The 1928-nt window shown below is 66.8% G+C and carries 3 protein-coding genes; all 3 read right to left on the bottom strand.

Translation table 11 applies throughout. The features are described 5' to 3' along the window. Positions 1-69: 69 nt before the first annotated feature. From ACRDUX_RS31225 to ACRDUX_RS31215, 3 genes are read right to left on the bottom strand one after another with little or no spacing between them, the layout of a single operon-like run. A complete protein-coding gene (locus ACRDUX_RS31225; RefSeq protein WP_526419780.1) occupies positions 70-894 on the bottom strand; it encodes a crotonase/enoyl-CoA hydratase family protein in 825 nt (274 codons plus the stop codon). 19 nt (positions 895-913) lie between these two features. Further along, positions 914-1318 (bottom strand): hypothetical protein, encoded by a 405-nt coding sequence (locus ACRDUX_RS31220; RefSeq protein WP_526419778.1) that lies wholly within the window; start codon positions 1316-1318, stop codon positions 914-916. Positions 1319-1335: 17 nt separating this feature from the next. Then, the gene (locus ACRDUX_RS31215) at positions 1336-1821 is read right to left on the bottom strand and encodes a DUF4334 domain-containing protein (RefSeq protein ID WP_526419776.1); all 486 of its coding nucleotides are present in this window, start codon (positions 1819-1821) and stop codon (positions 1336-1338) included. Positions 1822-1928: the final 107 nt, after the last annotated feature.

Genomic DNA, 1928 nt, shown 5'->3' with positions numbered 1-1928 from the left:
CACCGTCCGGGGGTTCAAATCCCTCCGCCACCGCTCTCTGCCCGCGATGAGTTCGCGGGTACGCCAAGGTCATTCGCCCTTGAACTCGGGTGCCCGCTTCGCGAACATCGCGGTGATGCCCTCGCTCAGATCCTGCGACGGCAGGAACGCCGAGTTCCACGCCGCGACGTACCGCAGGCTCGACGTCACCCGGGCGATGCGCTGCTCGTCGAGCACGTCCTTGATGCCCTGGACCACCAGTGGTGGGTTGGCGGCGATCTCCCTTGCGGTCTCGTGGGCGGCGGCCAGCGAGGCGTCGGCATCGGGGTACACGTCGTTGACCAAGCCGATCTTCTCGGCGCGGGCAGCGTCGATGTCGCGGCCCGTCAGAGCCAATTCCCGCAGGTGTCCCTCCGAGAGGATCAGCGGCAGCCGCGCCAGGCTGCCCACGTCGGCGACCATTGCGAGCTTGACCTCGCGCACCGAGAACTTGGCGTCGGCGCTGGCGTAGCGGATGTCGACGGCCGAGATCAGGTCGACGCCGCCGCCGATGCACCACCCGTGCACCGAGGCGATGACCGGGGTGCGGCAATCCGCGACCGCGGTGATCGTGCCCTGCATGGCCTTCAACTTGGTGTGGAACTCGGTGCGTTGCTTGGCCATCGCGCCGTCGGCGAGCACCGGTGCCAGGGTGCCGCCCATCGCGGCGAGGTCGAGGCCGTAGCTGAAGTTCCTGCCCGACCCGGTGAGCACGATCGCGCGGACGTCGGGATCGGCGTCCAGTGAGGCAAACGTCGATGGCAGTTCGGCCCAGAACGCGGGACCCATCGCGTTGCCCTTGCCGGGACCCGTCAGTGTCACCTGCGCGACGTGGTCGTCGATGTCGACGGTGAGGGATTCGTATGCATCGCCCATGGCACGAAAGGCTACGGGCCTACGGCGGCGGTTCGCCGAGCAGGACCTCGCTCACCTTGCTCGTCGGGAGGAAGGTGCACACGGCGTCCGCCAGGGACTTCGCGATCTCCGCGTCGCCAGGCCCGAGCATCGAGGTCTCATCGTTGAGGATCTCCTCGATGAGCGCGGTCTGGGAGGCCTCGTCGAGGCCGGCGTACTCCTTGCACGTCACGTCGAGGGCATCCCCCGAGGGGGGAGCTCCTGGCGAGGTTCGCGGCGTCGACGTCCGCGGTGACGACGTGGTGGGCCGCGACGACGTCGAGATGCGGGTGGATCCCCCCGGCTCGGTGGTCATCGCCACCGTTCCCGGTGTGGTGCGATCGCAGCCCGTGATGACGCCTGCGACGACGAAGGTCGCCGCAGCGACAAGAACGCGCGTCCTCATCCGGTTGACGATAGGGGCTAAAGCCGTTCCAGGTAGAAGTACAGATGACGCGGCGATCCCGAGCTGTCGTCTAGCGAGCCCTTGCCGTTCATGATGCCCATGACGGCGTTGTCGTCGACCTTCTTGAAGTGGTCGTGCACCGGCGCCCCGTCGTAGACCATGGACGCGGTCACCTCGCCGCGGAAGTCTTCGAGCCACAGGCTGGCTTCGCCCTTCATGGCCTCGACGTTGGAGAACTTGTTCCCCTCGGCGTCCAGGCAGACCAGAGGTTTGGCGTCCGACGCCGAGTGGAACGTCTTGCCGAACCAGTTGAGGCGCTCCATGAAGCCGTTCGCGCGGTGGCCGGTGGGGAATTCGCCGCCCTTCCACTCGCCGATCATGAACTCGATCGTCGCGGGGGACAGGGTCTCCCAGAAGGCGTCGAGGTCGGCGTCGAGAATCTGCCCTTGGTGTTCCTTGAACGCCGCGAACGTCTCTCTTGCCGTACTGGTGAAGGAAGCCATCGTGTCTCGTCCCTGTTCAGGCTGTGATCTGAGTACCGGCTCCGCCGGTGGCGATCCAGCGGGTGGCGAAATTCAGGAATGCGTCGTTCTCGTGCGGTGCGCCGACC

It is taken from the genome of Mycobacterium sp. (assembly GCF_050701675.1).
Lineage (GTDB): Bacteria > Actinomycetota > Actinomycetes > Mycobacteriales > Mycobacteriaceae > Mycobacterium.
Note: the sequence above shows the minus strand (reverse complement) of the source record. Positions and strands in the feature narration are given on the sequence as shown.

What these genes read in the sequence shown, in the direction of transcription:
- ACRDUX_RS31215 (WP_526419776.1), bottom strand. Translation starts at nt 1,821, where the DNA reads ATGGCTTCCTTCACCAGTACGGCAAGAGAGACGTTCGCGGCGTTCAAG.
- ACRDUX_RS31225 (WP_526419780.1), bottom strand. Translation starts at nt 894, where the DNA reads ATGGGCGATGCATACGAATCCCTCACCGTCGACATCGACGACCACGTC.
- ACRDUX_RS31220 (WP_526419778.1), bottom strand. Translation starts at nt 1,318, where the DNA reads ATGAGGACGCGCGTTCTTGTCGCTGCGGCGACCTTCGTCGTCGCAGGC.